The organism is Staphylococcus sp. MI 10-1553, from assembly GCF_010365305.1.
In the GTDB taxonomy this organism is placed as follows: Bacteria; Bacillota; Bacilli; order Staphylococcales; family Staphylococcaceae; genus Staphylococcus.
Genome location: NZ_CP048279.1, coordinates 46026 through 65345 on the forward strand (window position 1 = coordinate 46026; position 19320 = coordinate 65345).

Below are 19320 nucleotides of genomic sequence, written 5' to 3' on the forward strand. Positions count from 1 at the left end.
TGGTTTGATGCAAAAACTAGCTATGTTTGGGGGACATCCTATATTTAATGAAAAAATTGGATATGTTTGGCCTGTATTTAACAATAAAACTAAAATAAAGGTTTTGGATATGATTGATAATAATGAAATTTCGTTTAATTACAAGGATGACGAAATTTATAAACTTGAACAAAACTTTAAGAATTTATTTGAGGTGCCATATTGTATAGCATTAAATTCAGGAACTTCTGCAATATATACTTTTTTTAAGGCTATCGATTTACAAGAAAACGATGAAGTTATTGCTCCAACATATACTTTTCCAGCAAGCATAATGCCGCTTTGTGATATGAAAGTAAATTTAAAATTAATAGATACAATACCTGACTTTCCTATTACTTCATTAGATAAAACATTAGAAGCTGTGAGTGAAAAAACAAAATTAATTATCGTAACTCATATGGATGGTTTTCCTTTTAGAGTGGATATCTTAAAAAGTAAACTAAACGAGTTAGGTCTCAATCCGTATATCTTAGAAGACTGTGCACAAAGCTTTGGTGCCAAAATAAATGATAGATATGTAGGGACGTTTGGAGATGCTTCTATATTTAGTCTACAGCAAAAAAAACTTTTATCAGGTGGCGAGGGAGGAGTCATTCTATTAAGAGATAGGTATTTATACGAAAAATCCATCTTAATTAGTTATTTACAAAAGAGAGCTTTTTCAGAAGTGAAAAATTCTTCTTTAAGCATGTATAGATATGTCGGTTTAGGTCATAACTTTCGTATACATCCCTTTAGCGCAGGCATAGTTAATACACAACTTTCTTCCTGGAAATATTATATTGAACTAAGAAAAAATAATTTAGAAAGATTATATAATATACTCTCTGATATTCCAGAAATTAAAGTTTTAAAAAGTTTGGATGATTCAACTGATCCATCTTATTTTACTTTTAAAATGCTATATACTGCTGAAAAAAAACTAAATATCGATAAATACGTTGAAGCATTAAATGCAGAAGGTCTAGACATATCAGCTTCATCCACTATACCTCTGCACACTGACGAAGGAATTATTAAAATATTTGATATAAAAAATGCAGAAGATTTAAAAAATAGTGAAAAATATTCGAAAAATATTTTGAGAATGCCTGCATATCACTCTTTAACAGAAAATGAATTACACCTTATATATAAAGCTTTTCTAAAAATATCTAAGAATATTGATATATTAAAAAGAAAGAAGTGAGAATACGGATATGGATTTTCAAAGAAAAGTAGTTGTCATTACTGGAGGAGGAAATGGCATAGGAGCAACAACAGCAATTAAGTTTGCTAAAAAGGGGGCTTTTGTGGTTATTTTAGAGAAAAATGTAAAAGATGGCCTTTCAATTGAAAAGAAAATTAACTCTATTACAAGAAAATGTCTATTTATACATACTGATATAAGTAGCGAAAATTCAGTTAAGAATGCTATTGATATAATCTATGATAATTATAAAAATATAGATATATTAATCAATAATGTTGGCGTCTTTAACGATTCGGGTTTAAATGCTAGTGTAGAAGAGTGGAGTCATATATTAAATGTTAATATTATTGGTACATTTTTGTGTACGAAATACTCTAGAAAATTAATGAAAGAAGATTCTAATATAGTTAATATATGTTCTATTTCTGGCATGGTGGCTCAAGAAAATTACCTACTTTATAATACTACAAAAGCTGCTTTGATTAATATGACTAAATGTCTTGCGATGGATTTAGGTAAGTACAACATTAGAGTTAATAGTGTTTCTCCTGGAACGGTGTGGACAAATAATAATGAATATCATATAAGAAAGTCACATGGGATATCTAAAAAAGAAGCTGATATTCATCCGGATTTTGGGGGAGGCAATTTTCTACAAAGAGTAGCTGAACCTTCAGAGATTGCAAATGCGATTTTATTTTTAGCGTCAGCAAAGTCATCTTTTATTACTGGAGAAAATTTAGTTGTAGATGGTGGGTACACAGCAAAGTAAAGGGGGGGGATTATGAATAACATAATCAGTATCAGCAGATTAAATTATAAGGTTTATTTAATATCAGATTTAGACATTTTTGATAAAATATTCAATATATTATATCCTTATTATACTATTGAAAAAGAGGAATCAATAAATAATGATTTATGGAAAATTTATATTAATGAAGTGACATTGAAAGACTTTGAAATAATAACTTCCGAAATGAACGCTCTAAGTGAACCATTAAAAAAATTCAAAGTATCTAAATCAGAAAGAGTAATTTCAATATGTGAGCCCTTTAATATGGAATGGAAAATACAACAAGCTGTTCGCTTCATAAGAGATATATTCAGAAACTATTTAAACTATCGAAACATGCTATTTTTCCATGGAGGCTTAGTTTACGATAAGATAAATAATGTAGGGATATCAATTATGGGGGAAAAAATGTCTGGAAAAACGTCGACTATTTTATCTTGGCTTAACAAAAGTAGTTATTACGTAACAAATGATGACATTTCTGTCAAAAAAGAAGGCACCAATATAATGGGGTATGGATGGCCGAGAGCTGTTTCTGTAAGAAATGATACTTTTGATATGTTGGAAATGGATAAAGTGTCTATAGTTAAAAATTTAACTCATCCTTCAAATAAAACTAAATTAAAGAAGTCTGCTACTTTTCTATATCCTTATGAGCTTGCCAATGTTACTAATAGTATGATAAAAGATGAGTGTAGAATTAATTATATTATTTTTCCTAAGTTTGATGATGCCATTACAGATCCTCAAATCACAAGATTATCAAAAAGTGAATTTAAACAGAATCTATTAACAAATATAGAGCCTGATATTAATAAGCATTTTAAAGAATTTGAAAAATTTTTTCTTTTCAGTTCAATTCAATCGTCACCAGTAATTGACGAAATCTTAGAAAAAACAATTGGTTTAGAATTACGACAAAATTTTTTCTATATAAAAAAAACGCCACATTATATTAGGGGATATATTGAAAAATATGGAAAATAGAAAGATATGGATTGTAGGATCTCCGGGTTCAGGAAAAACAGTTCTTTCAAAAAAACTATCTCTAGAGACTGGAATTCCTGTATTTAGCCTTGATGAAATAAGGTGGGAAACTGGTTGGAAAATTAAAGATATAGACGTTTATAAGGAAGAATTAAAAGAAATTTTGAAACTTGATAGCTGGATAATTGATGGTTATTACAATGAAAAAGAAGATTTATTACAATTTTCTGAAGTAATAATTTATATAGAAATTCCATTAAGGAAGAAAATATTTAGAGTAATCAGAAGAACATATAAAAGAATAAAACTTAATATTGCTGTTTGTAACGGAAATATAGAAAGTTGGTCATTCTTTTGGTCAATTAATGGTATGTTTTTATATACGATAAAAATGCACTATTTATATAAATATAAATTAAAAAAGTATTTCAATGAGAATTATAATACTAAAATAAAGGGTTTATAATTATGGTTAATATTAATGAGCTAATAAAAGGGGTATATAGGTTAAAAAAGTCGAAAAGTTATAATAAGTATATACACGAAGAATTCAGAATAAGTAAAGATACTTATCAAAATATTTTTTCAATAATAATTAAGCCTGAATGTTTAAATGGGCGAATTGAAGAGATAATTCCGTTCATTTTTAATCATCTGAGTAATCATTCTATTAAAGTGCATTCAATTTCTGCATTTAAAGGTTCATATATTAGAGAAAATTATATAATAGAACAACAATACAATACTCTAAATAAATATTCGAAAATGAAAGAAATAAAATCATTTTCAAAACATATCATAGGATCGTATGAATTTCTAAGAAAATATAAAAGTAATTTTAATTCGTATAAACTTGAAAAATTGGCACATAAACTTGGCTCTAAAAAGGTATCCAATGGTATATATTCTCTTAACATAAAACACGATGATATTGAGTATGAGGTATTGAATGCTTTTCACCCATATCAAAAGCAACATTTTTGTTTACCTAATAACATTTCTATTTTTATGGAATGCAGCAGTAACCAAAATATGCCTTACTTAGCCGATAAAGTGATTGGTAATTTCGATCCTCATAATGCTCATAAGCAAAGTTTGCGTCATTCCCTTTTAAAAAAGTCTGACTATTTTAATGTAAAAATAAATACAATTTACAATGGAGTCCATATTTCTCCTAGCCCATTCGAGGCAGTAAAATCAATTATTTTATTTTCAGAAAAGCATAATGGTGAGAAGCCAAAATTAACAGATTTCATTATCATTCAACACTTGTTAAAACGAGGATTTACCTTATCTTGTATAAAACGCATGTTTGAAAACCCTGTCATCACTTTGAATAATAACAATATGTATTTATTTGAAATGCTTGAGGGGCTAAATACAGACGAAATTATAGAAAAGCTTTGTGAAATGGAGTGGATAAATGAATATATTAATTACTAACGATGACGGATATAACTCAGAACTTTTATACATTTTAATAGATAGCTTAAAAGAGAATAACAACTTATATATTTACGTTCCTAAAACTAATCAATCGGGACAATCTTCAAAAGTAAGTTTAGAAAAAAAAGTTTTTGTTGAAAAGCTCAATAACAATATTAAAATAATTCAGGGCTCTCCTTTAGATTGTGTTCTTTTTGGAATGGAAGACTTGGAAAGATCAAATATTTCTTTAGACCTTATAATATCTGGAATAAATAAAGGATTGAACTACGGAAACACAATATATTACAGTGGAACATTTGGGGCAGCATTAGAGGCAACTATTAAAAATATCCCTAGTATTGCCATATCATTCGAAGGTAATGTTATTTTTTTAAGAAACAAAATAAACATTAATAAAATGGTGAACGAATTTAAAGTGAATAAAAAATATAAGTGTTTGATAAACATTAATATTAAGTTGATGTCAAAAAAGATGCCGATAAAGTTGATTTCTGAATATAGAAGTATTGATGAAAACTATCAAGCTTTTAAAGTAGAATATAATAATAAGAAAAGCTTTACTTTAAAGAGTAATACGGCATCAATAAATTCAAACATTTCATCCCAAAATTTTATTATGGTTGGATGTTTCAATAGATACAAAGGATATTTGAAAGGTTATCATGAAAGTATCACGTTAAATAAATTTTTATACTCTAACAACAAAAAGGAGTAAACAATGAAAATAACACAAGTTGCAAGTTTATATAATATTGAAATTGATTCTATAAAAATAGTCAATGGAAATGTATCTTATCCTATAGTTCTAATCAATAAGAAATATATAATTAAAAGAGTAGCGAGTGAAATGTCTATTAATGAAGTTCTATTTAATACTATGAGAGAAAGAGGTGTCTTGCAAAACATTGTTCTAAATAAATATGGGCGCATGTTTACATATTTTGATAGTTGCTTTTGGATGGTATATATATATCATGAAGGGGAACTCTTTGACCACCATAATTCGAATCATATGATGAAAAGTATGTACTTCTTAAAAAGGATTGTTAATATGACTCCTAATGTAGGAGAGATAAAGTTTCATGATAACTTTTATGTTTCAGAGTGGTATGTAGATTCTAAAAAAATGTTTTTAAAGACATTAGAGCTAATTAATCGCTACTATGGCAGTATTGAAAATGATTATATAGAAAAATTAAAAATGTTAATTGGATACACCTCATTTTCTTCAGAGGAATTCGATAGACTTCAGAAAACTATTTCACATGGTGAGTATCAAAATACTAATATTTTATTTTCTCAAGATTCTATAGATATTATAGATTGGGATTCATTATCAATCCGTCCTAGAATTTTTGATATATCTACGTATTTAATATATTTATGTAGAAAAAAACGTGGCTCTTTCAAATTAGATAATATAAAGATAAAAATGTTATTAGATTATTTTGAATTAACAGATATTGAATACAAAAATCTAATTAACATGGTATTTGTCAATCTAGTTCCTAGAGAAGATAAAATAGAAATTTTTTCCGTATATAGTCGAGGAAAATTAGAGTGGTATCTCAAGTGGACAGTAGAGTTCATGGAAGAGGTAATATACACCTTAAATAAGGAGGATTTATGAGAGTTAGAAAAAGTTCTAGAGCCTTTATAATTAATGAAAAAAATGAAGTTTTATTACAACAGTTTATTTTTAAAGAGGTTATTGGTGAAAGGATTTTATGGGTTACTCCAGGAGGTGGGGTTGAAATAGGGGAAAATTCTGAAGATGCATTGAAAAGAGAAATATATGAAGAGTTAGGAATAGTGATAGTTCCAGAAAAATCTGATATAAAATTAGAACTAGATGTTACAATTTATGGAAAAAATGAAACATTTATTAGTAGAGAAACATATTATAAGTTTTTTTTGAACTCAGATACACCTATCAATATAGATTTAATGTCTCAAAATGAAAAAAATTCTTTTAAAGGTTGGAAGTGGTTTAATAAAAATGAAGTATATGAACTAGAACGCAAAGATATAGTAGCACCTAAAAATATAAGTAAGTATATTTGGAAATAATTTTAGAGCTTTATTAAAATGAAGTATTCTGTTGTGAAGTGTAAAAAACACGTACAGAGTTGACAACTTAAACGGATATTTGGATTAAATCGCTAACGTAACATCTATTTCATAACATAGAGAAAGGCAACCTAAACTTCATCCCAAACGAATAAAGAATTGAAAATAACACAAGAACAAGTAAATAGAGATTTAAAATTACATAGAACGTGGTTATCAGCATTTGAGAACGGAAAATGTAGAGTCATAAGATAGAGTTAACGCGATATAGAAGGTATCATTGATTTGAATGATAAATTAAGTTCAGTAAAGCGATCTTTTGATAGGTCGCTTTTTATTTTTTTAGAACAATGCCACCAAAGAGGGGGTGGAGTGTAATTCCTAGCCTCCTCTTAAAATATAAATAAATATAGCTCAAATTTAGTAAATAAGTATAATATGAACAAAGCTTTATTTTATGTGTTAAATAGTGTGGGGATTTATCAGCAAAGATTAACTCAAATGTTGCAAATGAAAAAATTAATATTTTTACGATTGAATGAATATGCAGATTGAGAAGCGAGCTATTGTGTCTCTATTTTAAATCAAAGTAGTAAATGGAGGATAGAAATAGTCTCAAAGGTAGTGTTTATGTAATTGATAGTTGCATACGACGCGCTAATAGAACCATAAAAACGCGATTTACGGGACCATGTAAATCGCGTTTTTCAGTACCACATAAATCGGCCATTTGGTACCAGTACTACTATTTAATTTTTCTCAATGATTCACCCTCTAAAAATATTTTATATGACTTTGATACAGCTCTATCTAAAATCGCATCTGCGATGGCTCCACCGCCTAATTTCTTATGCCATTCTACAGAAGTCATTTGCGAACAAAGTATTAATGACTTTTCGCGGCTTCTTATTTCAAACACTTCCATTAAATACTTTTGTTCTTGTTCAGTTGTATTAGTTAATAAGAAATCATCAATTACTAAAATATCAGCTCTTCCAAGTTTCTTTAATAATCTATCCAACGTATTATTATATTCAGCTTGTTGTAATTTACTTAGTAAATCAGTCATTCTAAAAAATAACCCTGTATGTCCATTGTCAATTGCGTGGTTGATTAATGCGCAGGCTAGATAGCTTTTGCCAGTGCCGGTGGCGCCCTGAATAATGACATTATTATTGTAAAGAATATAGTCATTAGTAGATAGCTGTTCAATCGTTTCAGGTTTCAATTTTCTTTTGGATGAATAGATTAAATTCTCTAATCTTGCATTAATCACAGATAAATTCGCAGCTTTTCTATATCTCTCTTTTTTATTCCTTAATCTAGTATCTGATTCTTCTATTATTATTTTTTCTAATATATCTAAAGTGGATAGGTTTTGATTACTTTGATTAGTATAGATATCACTTAAATGATCTGCCATAACAGACATTTTCATTTCTCTTAATAATCTTGTTAGGTTACTTAATCTTTCTTTATTATTTATCATAGTAATTAGCTCCTCTTAAAAATGATTGTTCAGGAGCATTACCGCTGTTAGAATTTAATTGGAAAGCTCCACTTGATAATATATTTTTTATTAAGTTAAATCCAGGATTCATTGATTTCTCTAAGGAGATTAGGCAGGCATTATCCAGAGTGCGATCTGTATATTTGTCTGCCAATTTTAATAAGGAATGAACTCTTTTATAGTGACGCTGCTCAGGACCTTCCTCGAACATTTTCTCCACAACAATTCTTGTATTAGGTCCGATTCTAGATGCCCATTTTAAATATCTCTTACTGTTCCACTCACCATGTGTGCTACTATTAGTAGGAAAGTGGTCGTTAATAGAAGTATAGCCACCAGGATGTTTATATAGAGTTGAATGTTCGCATAATAATGTTTCATTTTTATATATCTTAATAGTATTTTTTGAAATTTTAAGTTGAACAGTATCGCCAATATATTGATGAGGAACAGAATAGTTATGCTTCTTATATGTTATATGTGAGTTAGCAAAAACTTTAGCTGTTTTATACTCACAGAATTCATATTTACAGGCTGGTAAACTCTGAAGTGCACTGCGTTCATGTTCTTCGAACAAGGAAAATCTAGATCCTTTTTTCTTTTGAAAAGGTTTCTTATTGAATTTCTCTAATTCTGCTAGCAGGAGATTGTTATATTGTTCTATACTGAAACATTGATAGTTTCTCATCTTGGCAATGATATAAGTTGTTAATTGCTTAACAGTATTTTCTACTGTAGCTTTATCTTTTGGTTTACGAACGCGTGTTGGCATTATGATTGTTCTAAAGTGAGTGGCTAAATCCTCATAACTACGGTTAAGTATGATACCTGTTTTTGAGTTTTTAATCACTCCTGTTTTTAAGTTATCTGATACAAGTAAAGTAGGAACACCTCTAAAATAATTAAACATTTCCACATGTGCATTTATCCAATTTTCTTGTTTCATATCGGTACAACCATAGGCGAATGCATATCCACTGAAAGGTAAGACAGCAACGAACAAATACCCATAAATAACTTCACCTGTTGTAGGATCAATCCAACGGATTTTAGAACCAGCCCAATCAACTTCAACTCTTTCTCCAGCTTTATGACGAATTATTTCTGAAAAAGATTGTTTTGATAAGTATTCATTAAAGTACTTTCTGAACTGAGTTAATTGATAGTAAGCCCTATTATTTAAACGACAAGCATGCACATACTCCTCCCAAAGTAATTTCATAGTAACACCAGGTTGGGATAATGATTTTGAAAGCTCTTTATAGTCAGGCATCGTAAAATCATTATCTTTAAATTTCATTTTTGATTGATTTTTTCTAACATCAAACATATCTGATATTCTTCCTATGTCCCAATTTCTTAATATCTGATACGATAATTGATTTTCCTTAGCAATATCAATTGTTCGTTTTACCAAAGTCCTACCTGAACCCACGCTTTCACAAATCTTCCTTTGACTAAATGACAACTCATGTAGTCTAATAATTTCTAAATAATTAGGCATAAAATCCCTCCAAAAAAAATTTGTACAAAGTGTACAAGTATTTTTATATCATTAAAAAGTAGTAATAAGCGTAAAAAAATAAACTCCAGTAAGGAGTTTATTCAGGTGGTATCAAATTAGCGTTTTTAATGCGACTGGAAAATGCGATTTGGGTGGTCTCATTTACTGCGTTTTTATGGTACTGTTAGAGCGTTGTTTTCATGATAGTTTTCTAAAGGCTATTTCTCTAGTGTATTTTATCTATTATTTAATGTGATTATGTATCTTTAATAAAGGAGGAAGAATTTTGACATTCGGAAATTATAAAATAGCCTCATTTTGGTTAGTTATGATATTGGTGTTTTTAATTGGATCACTTTTTCTACCCATTTTGCTACCAGTTGTAATTGGGTTATTAATATTTGGGTTAGAAAAAAATAATTAAAAATTTTATTGCAAATAGTTACTAAATAGGATAGGGAAATGGACAAATAAAAGTGCTGTTTTCCTACATTTTTAATTACCTTAACTAATTACTATACCGTACAATCTCCAGCCCTTTAAAATAGTATAAAGCCTTAAAGAAATAGATAGCACAGCAACCTCATAACTACAATACTCCGTAAATGCCACCTCTCTGCATCATCTAAATTTAAGGCGCTCTGTCAACAATAATAAATAACCAATAATACATATTAGATATTAGAGAATAATTGACTTTAAAGCAATGTTTAATGATAGATTTTAAAATAAGGGGGTTGAGTTAGATGAGAATTGATGAAGTTTCTAAAAAACTAAATATCGCTAAATCACAAATCAGATACTATGAAAAAATTGGCTTAATCAAAATACCGAGAGACACAAACCAATATCGGTATTTCGACGATACGACTATGATAAATTTGAAAATGATTATGGATTTAAAAGCATTAGATATAGAATTAAAGGATATGAAATATATCATTGAATTGTTTCACAAGCCGACAACACAAGGATGTAACAACGATTCTGTAGAGTATATAAATAAAATGATTCAAGAAAAAGAAGATGAGTTGAATAACCAAATATTTATATTGAATAAGCTTAAAAAAATTCATGAATTAACTAAAGATTACCAATATGAACTAAATAAAGAAACAATTTTAAAAGAACTCAATCAAAGGAGAGAACATAATGATTAGTATCATATACGGAGGTAATCAGTCAGGAGTATGCTTTGAGTTATATCAGGCAATTTTAAGGAAGTTAGATAAAAATGATTTACATATATTTAATTTGCAAAAAATGGAAATTCCAATAGTATTGGAAAATGGTTACTATTCAGAACCCACAAAACAGCAACAATATATAATTAATGCTTTAAATGAATCAGAGACATTAATTTTTATTTATCCACTATATTGGTTCAATGTGCCCCCGATAATGAAAAGCTTTATAGACCAAGCATTTTGGCCAGAAAATGAATTTAGCTTTAAGCGTAAGAAGTATTTTAAAAAGGGATTATGGAAAGATAAAACGGCAATAATATTGTATACACAAGGCGGTCCAGAAATATTCCATAGATTAAAAAAACGAATGGGATACCATGTACTTAAATATCCATTAAACCTTGCTGGAATATATAAAATTTCAACATACCATCTTGATAATTTAAATAGAAGTAAAAATACAATCGAAAATAATGATAAAAAAATTAATATTATAGTTCGAAATTTAAGTTGAAGGAGATAAGTAATGATATGTAATTGTGAAAATCCAAAAAATTTAAACTGAGCTAGTTTCTTATCAAAACTGAATTTTCATTGTATATGTAGTAATAAAGATATAAGCATTGTTAAAAACCGCACTCTTAAACGATACGCAGAAGTATATCATAATTGATAGAGAGTTACTTCTTAAGAATTTTCGTTTAAATACTTCCGTTGTATCGACAAAGCTGTTTGATCGAATAAATTTAATCTTCACATAAGTCATCTCTTAATACGTAAAGCTAAGTAAATCCTTAATTCTTATTTGTATCACTATCTAATCTGCTCTTTTTAGGAGATTAATATATCGTATCAAATAAGTGTGATTGTGAGATAATAGAATTGAAAATAATTGATACAAATAATAATTGATGAAATTACAAAGAAGAGATAAAAATGGAGAAAAAATCTTTATTTCATACGTGTGGGATGAAAAAGTAGTTGATCTAGTAGAAATGTTGGAAGAATATAAAGAATTAAATATAAAATTTGATAAATGGCATGTAAATAAAGGACAAGAATTACCGCATTTTGTGAACAGGAATTCAACAATCAGACTTTGTATTAGTAATTTGTAGTAAACGTTATAAAGAAAATACAGATAAAAGAATAGGAGGGAGTGGGCATGAAGCGAGATTAATGTCTGATTAATATTTTAAGAAGTATTAGTAAAGAAAGATTTTTACCCATATTATTAAACGAAGAGGATAAAGACTATATACCTAATTTCCTTAAAGGTAGTGTTTGGACAGCCTTATACCATGAAAAAGATTCTAAACAATTTAACACTGAAATGGATGATTTATTGGCAACGATAGTAGGTCATGTGTAAATGGCGGTTATAAAATGTAGGAAAATAGCCAAATAAAAGTGCTGTTTTCCTACATTTTTAATTCCCTGATTAATTACTATACCATCTCATTTATTCTGCTCGGAAAAATGTAAGGATTTAAAGAAATAGACAGCAGCCCCCTTATAAGTCCAATTAATCAAGCTACAGTACATGCTACCGCGTTGTATTCATTAACCCAAACTTAGTCGAAATCATAATACATTAAAATTAAATGCTATTATTTTGAAAAGTCGATAAATTGATGGTGATTTATGTTAAGATACACGATGAGGTGAAAAAATTGCAGAGGATTAGAGTAGCTGATGCATTAAGAGGTTTGAGTTTATTAGGGATTTTTTTAGCGAATTTATTAATCTTTCAATATGGTCTTGCAGGGAAAGAATACATAGAATTTTATCGTTTAAATACAGTGAATACAGGTACTTTTCATTTTATTAAAATATTCATTGAAGGTAGTTTCATGCCTATATTTGCGATATTGTTCGGTTTTTCATTGGATAAAATGTATCAATCGATGAAGCGTAAAAATATAAAACGTCCGAGAATTAAGCTTTATCGAAGAGCTTTTCTTCTATTTGTGATTGGTACGATGCATGCGATATGGATATGGGAAGGAGATATTTTAAGTGGTTATGCGCTTTCTATGATGTTTCTCATTCCTTTTATTTCACTTAATAAAAGCTTCTTTAAATGGGAAACAGTTCTTGTTGCGATTACGTTTATCATAATGCTTGTATTTTCCTTTTTCGATGACACAAACGTACCGCATGACACATATAAGGAAGAAACCTTTGTTCAAGAGACAAAAGATTTGTATCAACAAGGGAGTTATAGCGAAATTATTAATAAGTCACCTGATAACAATGATCCATATTTTGAACAATTAAAAGCGATGTTTGGGATTTCTCCTGGTCTTCTCATTTTAGGTGTGATTATCTTTGAGAGTTTGGTTTTTGGTATCGGTATCTATTTCTCGAAAATCGGTTGGTTTGAAAAAGATGCGAATGATTTTTGGTCGAACAAACTGTTTGTCTACTTAACGCCGGTAGTTTTACTGCTCAAATCAAGCTATTTGTGGTTTGATAATGAAAATATTACAGATACATTTAATTTTGTTTTCGGCCTTTTCCTAGCAATATGTTATATGGCACTTTTTAAATATCTGTATCAAAACCATTCTCGACATATTATTTTTCGGGGCTTAGAAAGTCTAGGAAAGATGTCACTCACGTTTTATATTATGCAAAGTATCATCGGTGTATTGATATTTTACGGCTTTGGTCTCGGCCAATTTGGAAAAGATACACTCCTTTACAGTGTCGTTTTTTTTATCATTTTATTTTTAATTCAAATGGTCATCGCATTTTGGTATCAGAAGTATTTACGTTATGGCCCGCTGGAATATGTTTTAAGAGTGTTTACATATTGGACATTTAAGAAACAACGATGGAAATAGAATGAGTAGGCCGAAATAAACGAAAAGATGACGTCTTTGTTCAGAATAATTGTGCGCATACCTCATTGAAGAAAATCATACACTCTATAAGAAGGTGAATATCATTGGAATTTAATGGTTGGAACATTGTTGTTAAATATAAAGATGCCTATGAAATACTAAAAAATGACAAGTCCGTTGTTATTTTAGATAAAGACAACGATATAGCGGCGTTAATTAAAGAAGTTAACAATGAGCTTAAAATTGCCAAAAGTGGTTATAGTAATACGTATACGATCAATGCTGAAGAAAAGAAGCTAACAGTTGAAATTACTAATCTATTTGAGGAAGATTAGCTCATCATACATTAAATTAAAAAATAGACGTCCTTCAAAGTAACATATCAAAAATGATGTTTTCTATTATCATTTTAAGCACTGTACTGTGGTATGTCTGGTGCTACAGCAAGTTTTTGTATGAGGTGTGAAGAATGTTTGAAAAACCTCAAATAGCCAATAATAAAATTTTTAATATCATTTTAATCGTTATAAGAATTCTTGGATTTGTCCTATTTTACTTTGTTTTTGATGCAGGGTATTTGTTAAGTTTTATCATTGCTTTTGTACAGGTTATAGTAGGTATCATTAATTTGAAAAAAAAGTTAAGTTCAGTTAGCGATCTTTTTATAGGTCGCTTCTTTATTTTGAGTTAGAACGATGCATCAAATCAATGGCAACGCATCAAAATCTTGTTCCTTGAATTGATGACCACCAATGAAATTTTAAGTTGCTGTCAATGCCTGTAACTATGATGCTACCTAGAAAACAAGACTCCCCTTAGACTCCCCCCGACATAGTAGTATGTGTCGTAATGTTTCTCGTATGATAGATGTATCTGCTACTTACAATCCCCTCAATCTTAACGAAACCTTAAATAAAAGTTGTAATGTTCAGATTATTTTAATAATATTTTCATTTTGAATTTATTGCATTTTCAATTGACTTTAGCTAAATTTGAAGCTAACATGTTAGTGAATTAATTCACAAACTCTATAGCTATAGACACTTCATAATGCTTTTTTAATTTTCAATAAGATATATTTAGCATTGAAATTAAAATACAGTTTCAATGACCTAACAAGGAGTGTTTAACATGAAAATTGGTATTGTTAAAGAATTAAAGCCGGGTGAAGGACGTGTAGGCTGTACACCTGAAAATGCTAAAATTCTTAAAGATCAAGGACATGAAGTATATGTGGAACATGATGCAGGCATAGGTTCTGGTTTTACGAATGAAGCCTATGAAAATGCGGGTGCGACACTTGTTTCACATGAAAAGTGTTGGGAAGCGGATTTAATGATTAAAGTGAAAGAGCCTCACGAAAGCGAGTTTCAATATTTCAAAAAAGGCCAAGTGATTTGGGGCTTCCAACATTTGGCGTCATCTAAAAAGACAGTTGAGATGATGCAACAAGCGGGTGTGACAGCTATTGGCGGAGAAACGATTGAACAAGATGGGAAAGCCATTTTATTAGAACCGATGAGCGCGATTGCTGGACGCCGTTCGATGTTAATGGGTGCGTATTACTTAGAGGCGCAACATCAAGGCGAAGGGATTTTAATTTCTGGTATTGATGCGATTTCGGGTATTCCGTCTGGTAAAGTGGTGATTTTCGGTGGTGGTTCTGCGGGTGTCAATGCGGCGACGATTGCGTTAGGTTTACAAGCAGAAGTCGTGATCATTGAATTAAAAGATGAACGTATTGCGTGGCTTGAAGCACATTTTAAAAACGACAATGTAACTGTTGTGAAATCTAACGAAGCTAATTTAGCTCGAGAAATCAAAACGGCGGATGTGTTTATTTCAACGATTTTAATTCCAGGTTCTAAACCACCTAAACTGGTCACTAAAGATATGGTACGTAGCATGAAAAAAGGTTCTGTGCTTGTAGATATTGCGATTGACCAAGGCGGAACTGTTGAAGGCATTCACCCAACAACAATTAGTAATCCGATTTATGTTGAAGATGGGGTCATTCATTATGCGGTGCCTAACCAACCTGGTGCTGTACCGCGCACATCTACAATGGTGTTGGCAGCGGGGAACATTGACTTCCTATCAGAAATTAGCAATAAAGGCATCGAACGCGCAATTAAAGAAAGTCCAGTCTTAGCCTCTGGTGTGAATATTTATCAAGGACACATTACAAATCAAGGTTTAGCACAATCACATGATATGCCTTATGAAAAGTTAGAAGACTTAATCTAGTTCGTACAACATCAATTTGAAAAGAGGATGATCGTGATGGCAACAAATGCTGTAATGATACAAACTGAAAAATATTGTAATATACATGACATTAAAGAAGCTAAAATGAAAATTCAAGATTATGTACGTGAAACACCGCTCATTAAATCAATGTTTTTAAGTAACAATATTACAGGTGGTAACGTTTATTTAAAACTTGAGAACATGCAATACACCGGATCGTTCAAATTTAGAGGCGCACTCAATAAAATCTTACACTTAACAGATGAACAAAAAGCGAAAGGTATCATCACTGCTTCAGCGGGGAATCATGCGCAAGGTCTCGCGTTGACAGGACAACTGCTCGGTATTGATGCAACGGTTGTCATGCCTGAAGAAGCACCGATTTCTAAACAAGAAGCGACGCGTGGTTATGGTGCAGAGGTCATCCTTAAAGGAGAAACGTTTAATGACTCTCGCCTGTATATGGAACAACTGGCAGCGGAAACAGGTAAAACGATTGTGCACCCTTATGATGATGTTGAAGTGATGGCGGGTCAAGGTACGATCGGTTTAGAAATATTAGATCAAATTTGGGACATTGATACCGTTGTGGTACCTGTCGGCGGTGGTGGTTTGATTGCTGGCTTGGCAACGGCTTTAAAATCATTTAATCCATCTATTCATATTATCGGTGTGCAATCTGAAAATGTTCACGGTATGGCAGAATCAATCAAAGAAGGCCAAATGACGTCACAATTTACAGCACATACCATTGCAGATGGCACTGAAGTCACCATTCCTGGTCATAAAACATATGCCGTTGTTGAAAAATTAGTCGATGAATTTGTATTAGTTTCAGAAGATGAAATTGCAAATGCCATGCGTCATTTAATGCAACGTACTAAAATCATTACAGAAGGTGCAGGGGCATTACCAACTGCTGCACTATTATGTGGTAAAATCGACCCACGTTGGATTAAAGGCAAAAACATCGTCGCTTTAGTATCTGGGGGTAATGTTGACCTCACACGCGTTTCACATATTATTGATGATTTATTGAAACCTGCTGATACGAGTGAAGGTGTGGTCGGTTAGCCCATCATCTATGGAATGAAATGGAGGCAACAGCAATGAGTACAAATACATCTCTAAAGAAAAACATCGGCTTTTTTGCATCGCTTTCACTTGTCATGGGATCAGTCATTGGCGCAGGTGTATTTTTCAAAACTTCAAGTGTGACGGAAGTGACCGGTTCAACGAGTATGGCACTCTTTGTTTGGTTGCTTGGCGGTATCATGACCATTTGTGCCGGTTTGACAGGTGCTGAACTTGCTGCAGCCATTCCTGAAACTGGAGGACTCACTAAGTATATCGAATACACTTATGGCGACTTTTGGGGATTTTTATCAGGCTGGGCGCAAGCGTTTATTTACTTTCCAGCTAATATCGCTGCATTAGCCATTATTTTTGGGATGCAAATCATTAATTTATTTCATTTATCGACATCATTGTTATTACCTATCGCAATCTTAAGTGCCGTTTCGATATTACTGATTAACTTTTTAGGATCTAAAGCAGGCGGGACTTTACAATCCATTACGCTTGTTATTAAGTTGATACCTATTGCACTTATTGTCATTATTGGCTTCTTTCATACGAGTGACGTATCATTTTCTCTCTTTCCCGTTGTTAATGGTACAAATTCGAGTTGGTTTGAAGCGATTGGTGCAGGTCTTCTTGCGACAATGTTTGCGTATGATGGTTGGATTCATGTTGGTAATATTGCCGGGGAAATGAAAAATCCTAAAAAAGACTTACCAGGTGCTATTACGCTCGGTATCGGTCTTGTCATGGTCGTATATTTACTCATTAATGCTACTTTTTTAATGACACTCCCAATTCACCAAATTGAAGGTAACTTAAATGCCGCAAGCGAAGCATCTTCAATTTTATTCGGTGCAGGGGGCGGAAAATTAGTCACGATTGGTATTTTAATTTCTGTATATGGCACCATGAACGGCTATACAATGACCGGCATGCGTATTCCTTATGCTATGGCAGAACGTAACCAACTGCCATTCAAGCGTTTATTTTTAGACTTATTACCTTCACGGACACCATGGCTCGGTGGCATGATTCAAATTGTCATCGCTGTAATCATGATGTTATTAGGTGCTTTTGACACGATTACGAATATGTTGATATTTGTCATATGGACATTTTATTGTATGGCTTTCTTAGCGGTATTGATTCTTAGAAAACGAGAGCCAGAATTACATCGTCCATATAAAGTACCATTGTATCCCGTCATACCTGTGATTGCATTGCTAGCAGGCACGTTTGTCTTGCTGAATACATTATTCACCCAACCCCTTCTTGCAATCATTGGAATCGGGGTCACAATGTTAGGTATTCCGATTTACTATTATCAGAAAAAACATTAATCATACAAATAACACTTTACTTATAAAATTTTGACACGACTACAATGCGTCCGAGACTTTCGTAATGCATAGCGAAATGTCTCGGATTTTTTCTGTTGTGTTTATTTTTGATACATATTTTCATATATTGAGGGACAATTGAGCTATCGCATGGTCTTCTCTCTTGATACATACTTTTCATTGAAGGCTGGTTTTTGACATCGATATCTCATTATCTGAGAGACGTTGATTTTGTGAGGGGAGCAGTGATTTTGACTCAAATGCTCAATTAAGTCACGACAATTTTTAAGTTTTAATTTTGTTTTTGCCTTTTTTATAATTGATATTGATTAATAATAACCATATTTATAGTAAAGTCTCATGATAGGATGTGGAATGATGTGCCAAAATTACATGTATAAAAAACCTGATGTAAGCGTCAAAAAATAAGACATATCGCAATGATGATAGCCACACCTAAAAAATCCCCTCACTCGGCAAAGTGAGGGGATTGGTGCATTCATGCTAGAATTCTTGTTAATTGATTTATAACATTGGTTAGATAGAAATGCAAAAGCATAAAATTGATACCATTTATGCTTAAAAATGATAATGTATCTAACATAAAGGACTTTTTAATACTGTGTTATGTGTTTAGGGCAAGGTTAAGGTGTAGGAAAACGGAAATTTAAAACTTTTATTTCAATTTCCTTTTGGTTGGAACCGACACATAGCATATTCCAACCAAAAGTTTTCTCGGCATAAAACGTCTCCAGACTCACACAGAGCCACACCATTTGCTTGTAAACATTTTCGCAAATCAACAAATACCCCTAACATAAAAATCACTCATAATTCGTCTCAAGTTCACTCTATACTCGGTTACATTTTGTCTCATGACAACGACAAGTTTCCATGACAAAAGATAATAAAACATGACTCATTTCCAACCACCAACTTTTTATTCTTTCTTTCAAAAAAAGTTGAATCAAAAATGGCAAACTTATGAATGCCAGCTGGAAACTTTTATTCTATTATTAACATTTACATTTTTATTATAGCTCTGTATAAATTGTATCTCT

General features: G+C 31.1%; 19 protein-coding genes. 17 read left to right on the top strand and 2 right to left on the bottom strand.

What is annotated here, in order from left to right; translation table 11 throughout:
* Nucleotides 1-7 precede the first annotated feature (7 nt).
* From GZH82_RS00210 to GZH82_RS00245, 8 genes are read left to right on the top strand one after another with little or no spacing between them, the layout of a single operon-like run.
* On the top strand, nt 8-1231 hold the full coding sequence (locus GZH82_RS00210) for a DegT/DnrJ/EryC1/StrS family aminotransferase (RefSeq protein ID WP_162680784.1): 1224 nt from the start codon (nt 8-10) through the stop codon (nt 1229-1231).
* A 10-nt stretch (nt 1232-1241) separates the two neighbouring features.
* The gene (locus GZH82_RS00215; protein WP_162680785.1) at nt 1242-2006 is read left to right on the top strand and encodes an SDR family NAD(P)-dependent oxidoreductase; all 765 of its coding nucleotides are present in this window, start codon (nt 1242-1244) and stop codon (nt 2004-2006) included.
* Between the two features lie 12 nt (nt 2007-2018).
* Nucleotides 2019-3017, top strand: a complete 999-nt coding sequence (locus GZH82_RS00220) for a hypothetical protein (protein ID WP_162680786.1) — start codon at nt 2019-2021, stop codon at nt 3015-3017.
* Nucleotides 2998-3483: a P-loop NTPase family protein gene (locus GZH82_RS00225; protein WP_457853063.1), complete on the top strand. Its 486-nt coding sequence runs from the start codon at nt 2998-3000 to the stop codon at nt 3481-3483. The genes GZH82_RS00220 and GZH82_RS00225 overlap by 20 nt, the downstream gene beginning before the upstream one ends.
* A 2-nt stretch (nt 3484-3485) precedes the next feature.
* A complete protein-coding gene (locus GZH82_RS00230) occupies nt 3486-4460 on the top strand; it encodes a hypothetical protein (protein ID WP_162680787.1) in 975 nt (324 codons plus the stop codon).
* The gene (locus GZH82_RS00235; RefSeq protein ID WP_162680788.1) at nt 4441-5181 is read left to right on the top strand and encodes a 5'/3'-nucleotidase SurE; all 741 of its coding nucleotides are present in this window, start codon (nt 4441-4443) and stop codon (nt 5179-5181) included. The genes GZH82_RS00230 and GZH82_RS00235 overlap by 20 nt, the downstream gene beginning before the upstream one ends.
* A 3-nt stretch (nt 5182-5184) precedes the next feature.
* Nucleotides 5185-6096 carry a protein kinase family protein gene (locus GZH82_RS00240; protein ID WP_162680789.1) on the top strand — a complete coding sequence of 304 codons (912 nt, stop codon included), beginning with the start codon at nt 5185-5187 and terminating at the stop codon, nt 6094-6096.
* Entirely contained in the window at nt 6093-6536 is a 444-nt protein-coding gene (locus GZH82_RS00245; protein ID WP_162680790.1) for an NUDIX domain-containing protein, read from the top strand. Before GZH82_RS00240 ends, GZH82_RS00245 begins: the two co-directional genes overlap by 4 nt.
* A gap of 745 nt (nt 6537-7281) precedes the next feature.
* Here the strand turns inward: GZH82_RS00245 and GZH82_RS00250 are convergent.
* Together GZH82_RS00250 and istA are read right to left on the bottom strand one after the other, a co-directional pair.
* Entirely contained in the window at nt 7282-8025 is a 744-nt protein-coding gene (locus GZH82_RS00250; RefSeq protein ID WP_162680791.1) for an ATP-binding protein, read from the bottom strand.
* On the bottom strand, nt 8015-9550 hold the full coding sequence (gene istA, locus GZH82_RS00255) for an IS21 family transposase (protein WP_162680792.1): 1536 nt from the start codon (nt 9548-9550) through the stop codon (nt 8015-8017). The genes GZH82_RS00250 and istA overlap by 11 nt, the downstream gene beginning before the upstream one ends.
* Nucleotides 9551-10296: 746 nt before the next feature.
* Here istA and GZH82_RS00260 point away from each other — a divergent pair.
* From GZH82_RS00260 to GZH82_RS00300, 9 genes are all read left to right on the top strand, one after another.
* Nucleotides 10297-10710: a MerR family transcriptional regulator gene (locus GZH82_RS00260; RefSeq protein WP_162680793.1), complete on the top strand. Its 414-nt coding sequence runs from the start codon at nt 10297-10299 to the stop codon at nt 10708-10710.
* Complete coding sequence (locus tag GZH82_RS00265) at nt 10703-11251, top strand: NAD(P)H-dependent oxidoreductase (protein ID WP_162680794.1); 549 nt, start codon at nt 10703-10705, stop codon at nt 11249-11251. The genes GZH82_RS00260 and GZH82_RS00265 overlap by 8 nt, the downstream gene beginning before the upstream one ends.
* Before the next feature lie 397 nt (nt 11252-11648).
* Entirely contained in the window at nt 11649-11855 is a 207-nt protein-coding gene (locus tag GZH82_RS14015; protein WP_238989592.1) for a TIR domain-containing protein, read from the top strand.
* Nucleotides 11856-12401: 546 nt separating this feature from the next.
* Nucleotides 12402-13586, top strand: a complete 1185-nt coding sequence (locus tag GZH82_RS00275) for a DUF418 domain-containing protein (RefSeq protein WP_343236263.1) — start codon at nt 12402-12404, stop codon at nt 13584-13586.
* Nucleotides 13587-13690: 104 nt separating this feature from the next.
* The gene (locus tag GZH82_RS00280) at nt 13691-13921 is read left to right on the top strand and encodes a hypothetical protein (RefSeq protein WP_162680796.1); all 231 of its coding nucleotides are present in this window, start codon (nt 13691-13693) and stop codon (nt 13919-13921) included.
* A gap of 134 nt (nt 13922-14055) precedes the next feature.
* Nucleotides 14056-14277: a hypothetical protein gene (locus GZH82_RS00285; protein ID WP_162680797.1), complete on the top strand. Its 222-nt coding sequence runs from the start codon at nt 14056-14058 to the stop codon at nt 14275-14277.
* 440 nt (nt 14278-14717) lie between these two features.
* Nucleotides 14718-15833, top strand: coding sequence for an alanine dehydrogenase (locus GZH82_RS00290; protein WP_162680798.1), 1116 nt, complete (start codon nt 14718-14720; stop codon nt 15831-15833).
* Nucleotides 15834-15869: 36 nt separating this feature from the next.
* Entirely contained in the window at nt 15870-16910 is a 1041-nt protein-coding gene (gene tdcB / locus GZH82_RS00295; RefSeq protein ID WP_162680799.1) for a bifunctional threonine ammonia-lyase/L-serine ammonia-lyase TdcB, read from the top strand.
* A 35-nt stretch (nt 16911-16945) separates the two neighbouring features.
* Complete coding sequence (locus GZH82_RS00300; protein WP_162680800.1) at nt 16946-18259, top strand: APC family permease; 1314 nt, start codon at nt 16946-16948, stop codon at nt 18257-18259.
* The last annotated feature ends 1061 nt before the right edge of the window (nt 18260-19320 follow it).